Annotated in this window: 9 protein-coding genes; 2 read left to right on the top strand and 7 right to left on the bottom strand. The window is 63.3% G+C overall.

The genetic code is table 11. The features are described from left to right. Positions 1 to 31: 31 nt before the first annotated feature. Genes ABT116_RS40260 through ABT116_RS40235 form a run of 6 tightly spaced genes read right to left on the bottom strand, consistent with a single transcriptional unit; the run spans position 32 to position 2,192 of the window. Positions 32 to 292, bottom strand: a complete 261-nt coding sequence (locus ABT116_RS40260; RefSeq protein ID WP_021343812.1) for a hypothetical protein — start codon at positions 290 to 292, stop codon at positions 32 to 34. Continuing rightward, positions 270 to 416, bottom strand: coding sequence for a hypothetical protein (locus ABT116_RS40255; RefSeq protein WP_021343813.1), 147 nt, complete (start codon positions 414 to 416; stop codon positions 270 to 272). Before ABT116_RS40255 ends, ABT116_RS40260 begins: the two co-directional genes overlap by 23 nt. Then, positions 416 to 1,012 (bottom strand): hypothetical protein, encoded by a 597-nt coding sequence (locus ABT116_RS40250; protein ID WP_351644967.1) that lies wholly within the window; start codon positions 1,010 to 1,012, stop codon positions 416 to 418. Before ABT116_RS40250 ends, ABT116_RS40255 begins: the two co-directional genes overlap by 1 nt. Further along, the gene (locus ABT116_RS40245; protein WP_021343815.1) at positions 1,009 to 1,179 is read right to left on the bottom strand and encodes a hypothetical protein; all 171 of its coding nucleotides are present in this window, start codon (positions 1,177 to 1,179) and stop codon (positions 1,009 to 1,011) included. Before ABT116_RS40245 ends, ABT116_RS40250 begins: the two co-directional genes overlap by 4 nt. Before the next feature lie 3 nt (positions 1,180 to 1,182). Further along, entirely contained in the window at positions 1,183 to 1,740 is a 558-nt protein-coding gene (locus ABT116_RS40240; RefSeq protein WP_021343816.1) for a hypothetical protein, read from the bottom strand. Beyond that, positions 1,737 to 2,192, bottom strand: coding sequence for a hypothetical protein (locus ABT116_RS40235; protein WP_351644963.1), 456 nt, complete (start codon positions 2,190 to 2,192; stop codon positions 1,737 to 1,739). The genes ABT116_RS40240 and ABT116_RS40235 overlap by 4 nt, the downstream gene beginning before the upstream one ends. A 20-nt stretch (positions 2,193 to 2,212) precedes the next feature. On the opposite strand from ABT116_RS40235, the gene ABT116_RS40230 reads away from it, so the two are divergent. Together ABT116_RS40230 and ABT116_RS40225 are read left to right on the top strand one after the other, a co-directional pair. Further along, positions 2,213 to 2,959, top strand: coding sequence for a phage portal protein (locus tag ABT116_RS40230; RefSeq protein ID WP_351644972.1), 747 nt, complete (start codon positions 2,213 to 2,215; stop codon positions 2,957 to 2,959). Continuing rightward, positions 2,851 to 3,417, top strand: a complete 567-nt coding sequence (locus ABT116_RS40225; protein WP_166809709.1) for an NAD(P)H-dependent oxidoreductase — start codon at positions 2,851 to 2,853, stop codon at positions 3,415 to 3,417. Before ABT116_RS40230 ends, ABT116_RS40225 begins: the two co-directional genes overlap by 109 nt. A gap of 72 nt (positions 3,418 to 3,489) precedes the next feature. Here ABT116_RS40225 and ABT116_RS40220 read toward each other — a convergent pair. Next, a partial coding sequence (locus ABT116_RS40220) for a siderophore-interacting protein (RefSeq protein ID WP_351644960.1) occupies positions 3,490 to 4,248 on the bottom strand: 759 nt, incomplete at its 5' end.

Below are 4,248 nucleotides of genomic sequence, written 5' to 3'. Positions count from 1 at the left end.
GCCCAGTGGTAGAGGTCCGGCAGATGCAGTGTCATTCGTCTTCGTCCGAACCGGCCAGCTCGCCCCAGTATTCATCGGATTCGATGAGCAATCCGCGGTTGACGTGCGGCAGAACGCTCGTCGAGAAATGCCCGTAGTGGCCGAGATGTTCGGCTTGATCAGTCATCGGCATGCTGTGAACGCACAGCACGAAGTCCCCTGCCCGGTAGTCTTCGCCAAGTACCGACATCGCGAGGTTCGACACGGCTTGCTCGACGGCGCGCCATTCGTCACTGTCCCGGTAGGTTGCCATCGGTTTCCTTCTCTCTCATCGCTGCCCGGTATCCGGTGTCGTAGCCGTCGTTGAAGATGTGTGCGCGTAGTTCGTCGATGTCGCGTTGCATTGCCGGATCGAGCGGCGGGATTTTGGCGGCCATCACTCGCTCTTGCTCGGAGTGAGGGTGGAGCCGGCCGGAGCGGTCACCTCGAGGAGCGTCGAGTAGTGCTCTCCCCTATCGTGCCGCTGGCTGACCGAGGTCGGCCACTTCGGGAGCGGTGTTGCTTCGTCGACCTGTCCGATGGCGAAGTTCCAGCAGCCGTTGTCGGCGTACCAGCCGGAGACCAACATCTTCTGTTTGCCGTCGGGTGCGGTGATGGTCGCAGTCCACATCGAGTTGAACTGGCTGAACTCCTCGCGCACGGCGCCGTCGACTTCGATGCAATCGTCGGATTCGCCCCAGAACAGGAATGTCGCGGTGGGCTTTTCGGACGCCGGTCGCACTTCGATGATGTTCGGTCGATAGGTTCGGGCGGTCAGTCCGACTGCCTCGTCGAACTTGACCCGGAATTCGTCTTCGGGTTCATCGCCGCGGAACGGGATCGAGTTGTGATGCGAATGCACCGACGCGTACGCGGCCATCGTCTGCAGGTAGGTGAGCAGGTACTCGGCGTCGTCGGTTCGGCCGTCGAGTCGGAGTTCCCGGACTCGTTGGAAGGCGAAGTCGATGCCGTTGGTGTGGGTGACGATCTTCATTGGTTGTCTCCGGGGAGGATTCCCAGCATGGCGAGCATGGTGGTGGCGTCGTCTGCATGATCGGCTGCGGCGCAGACCGCGAGGCGCGCTTTGTGGATGGTCTCGTCTGACAGCGGTTGGGCGAGGAGGAATCCGTCGCCCAACCGTGTCTCTTCGGGATGGCTCATGGCCTACTTCGGTAGGTCCTCGATGCGGGTGTTGCCGAGGGGTTGGACGTCTTGTCGTGCGAGCGGCGCGTCGTAGAGCAGGACGTTGATACCGAGGCCTGCGGTGTATTCGATGTATGCGCCGCTGGTGGCGTCCTTGCCGTAGTAGGCGTTGCAGCCGCCGCTGCCCGATGACCAGGTGCCGTCCATGCTGGGTCGGGGTACGACGACCTTGCCGTTTTCGCTGCTGTTGATTTCGTACGTCGGAACGAGGCTCGTGCAGTAGTTGACGGGCAGTCCTTCGAGTACGTAGTAGCCGAGCAGCTTCCCGTCGGCGGACTGCAGGTAGACGTAGGACAGTTTGCCGGGGTTCTTTCCCCAGGTGTCGATCCAGAAGTTCTTCGTCGCGCGGGTCGGCGAGAAATCCATGCTGTGTGCGGGCTGGTTCGCGACGAGCTTGTCGTAGGTGTTGTCGACAGTGGCGCGTTCGGAGTTGCGGGAGTCCGATTCGTTCGGTCCACATCCGGCGAGGAGTGCGATGGAGGTGATGCCGGCGGCGCACGTGGCGGCGAGTCGAGTCATTTCGCGCATGTTGTGTGGTCCTGTGTCGGGTCGATGGAGTACGGGAGGCTGCTGGCGAGGAAGTTCGCGAGTGTGTCGGCCTTGGCGGCGTCGGCGTTGTAGCGGGCGATGTCGGCGGCGCGTCCGGCCCGTACAGCGGTGAGGGTGGAGTTGATCTGTGCGACGCGTTCAGGGGTCGCGTCTTTCGCTTCGGTGGTCAGGAACGCGATAGTCGCTTCCTTGCTTTGGATTTCGGCGCACCGGTTGAAGAACTGGTCGTACGCGGCGATGCGGTATGCACCGTTGGCGTGGACTTGTTCGGTGGCGGCGACTCCGCCTCGGAAGTCGGCGGTTTCTTTCTTGAAGAGTCCGATGCCGAGTGTTGCCATGCCTCCGACGACGAGGACGACGACGAAAAGAAGTACTCCGGCGAAGATGAAGGCGCGGTAGTCGCGCCAGTCGTTGTGGTTCATCGGCGGTTCTTCCTCCGGGAATTGCCCAGCAGTCGCACCGACTTCACGTACCCGCAGCGTCCGACCTCGCCCGAGCTTCGGCAGACCTGCTGTTCGCGCAACCACCGATGTTCGTAGTCGGAGAGGACGACGCGCGCGGTGATCATCAGGCAACGCAGGACCGTCTGCAGAAACTCTTCGGTGAAGACGACGCCGCCGCGACACTGGCGGAGTCCGCTGAAGTGGCGTCCGCGCTGGGTGGCACGTACCTGCGCTGGTGGTGGGACAAGGAAGTCGCTGACAAGGTCAAGCTCGGGGCAGTCGCCGCCGACGCAGCGGTCCCAACATGGAAGTACGACCAACTGGCCGGGGTGACGTTCTGGACCGTCGTGAACGACGACAACGACACGGTCTACCGACACCTCGAGCGTCATGAGCCGGGACGAATCCTGCACGGGCTCTACGAAGGTGACCGGGGCCGTCTGGGCAGAGCCGTTCCACTGACCGAGCACTCGTCGACGTCATGGGCAGCTGACCTAGTCGACAGTGAAGGTGCCATCGAAACTGGCATCGACGCGCTCACGGCAACGTACATCCCGAATGTGCGTCCCAACCGGAAGTGGCGACCGATCCACGGGCCCGGAGCCACCAACCGCACCACTCTCGAAGGAATCTCGTTATGTCACAGACCAATGTTCTCGTTCTCGTCGGCAGCCTGCGCGCCGGATCCGTCAATCGCCAGCTTGCCGAGACGGCTGTGTCCGCCGCACCCGAGGGTGCAACGCTGACGGTCTTCGAAGGCCTCGCCGACGTCCCCTTCTACAACGAAGACATCGACGTCGAGGGTGCTTCCATCCCCGCTGTCGACGCACTGCGCTCCGCTGCGAGCGACGCGGACGCGTTCCTGCTCGTCACCCCCGAGTACAACGGCACCATTCCCGCAGTTCTGAAGAACGCCATCGACTGGATCTCGCGTCCGTACGGTGTCGGTGCAGTCAAGGACAAGGCTGTCGCAGTCATCAGCGCTTCGCCCAGCGGCAACGGCGCCAAGTGGGCGCACGAAGACACCACCAAGGCGGTCCGTATCGCCGGCGGCAAGGTCGTCGAGGACACTGCACTGAGCATCGGTGGAACCGGCGCACTGTTCGGTGAGCTGCACCCGCGTGAGAACGCAGAGGTGCTCGCTCAGGTCTCCAAGGTCGTCTCCGACCTCGTCGACGCCAGCAAGCAGCTCGTCAACGCGTAAACCGTTTCTCGAGTGAGGGCCATGCCGGAAGGTGTGACCCTCACTCGTATGCGAGCGAGGGTCATACGTCCGCTAGAGCCCTTCGCGTTCCATCGCGTCGTCGACGGCGTCGCGAACCGACTCGAAATCCTTGCCGGCCAACATCGCTTCGCCCATCGCGGCATCGATACGGTCGGCGACGACTGCGTACCGACGCTCCCAGTTCTCCTTGTCCTCCCGCCAGTAACCCATCACGTGCATGCGGGTTGCCGGGATTTCCCATGTTCGACGCAGATGGGCGCGGATGCGTCTGGCGGTCGCGGCCTCGACTGCGCACCAGATGTAGCCCTCGCCGGGAGGCATGCGAACGCCGGCCAATTCGGCGAGCAGTGAGTCTGCTTCGTCGATCCATCGGTAGTGAGCGTCGGCGCGCGTCGTGAACGTCTGCTGTTCGCTCGGCGCGGGCACTTGTGCAATGACGTGGATCGGTAGATCGTCGGGTGCTTCTTCCAAGATCCGCCCGATCGCGGGCAGGGCGGCGTGATCGGCGACGAGTAGCAGCCAGTCGCACTCTGCCGGCGGCGTGAACCACCCGCTCGCAGTCGAGAGATGGACGGTCGCGCCCGGTTGCGCATTCTCGGCCCAGAGTGCCGCTCCGCCGTGGCCGTGGAGAACGAAGTCGATCTCCAGTTCGTTCTTCGACGGCTGCCAGCGTCGGACCGTGTAACTACGGGCGTGAGGGGGATCGAGGGGGAATCTGACGAGCACCCGTTCGTCCGGGCTACCACTCGTCTCGAAGTCGCTCAGGCCCGCGCCGCCGAAGGTGATTCTGCGCATCAGTGGTGTCACCTG

Source organism: Streptomyces sp. NPDC002130 (assembly GCF_040296465.1).
GTDB lineage: Bacteria > Actinomycetota > Actinomycetes > Streptomycetales > Streptomycetaceae > Streptomyces.
This window is presented reverse-complemented; position numbering and strand designations above follow the sequence as displayed.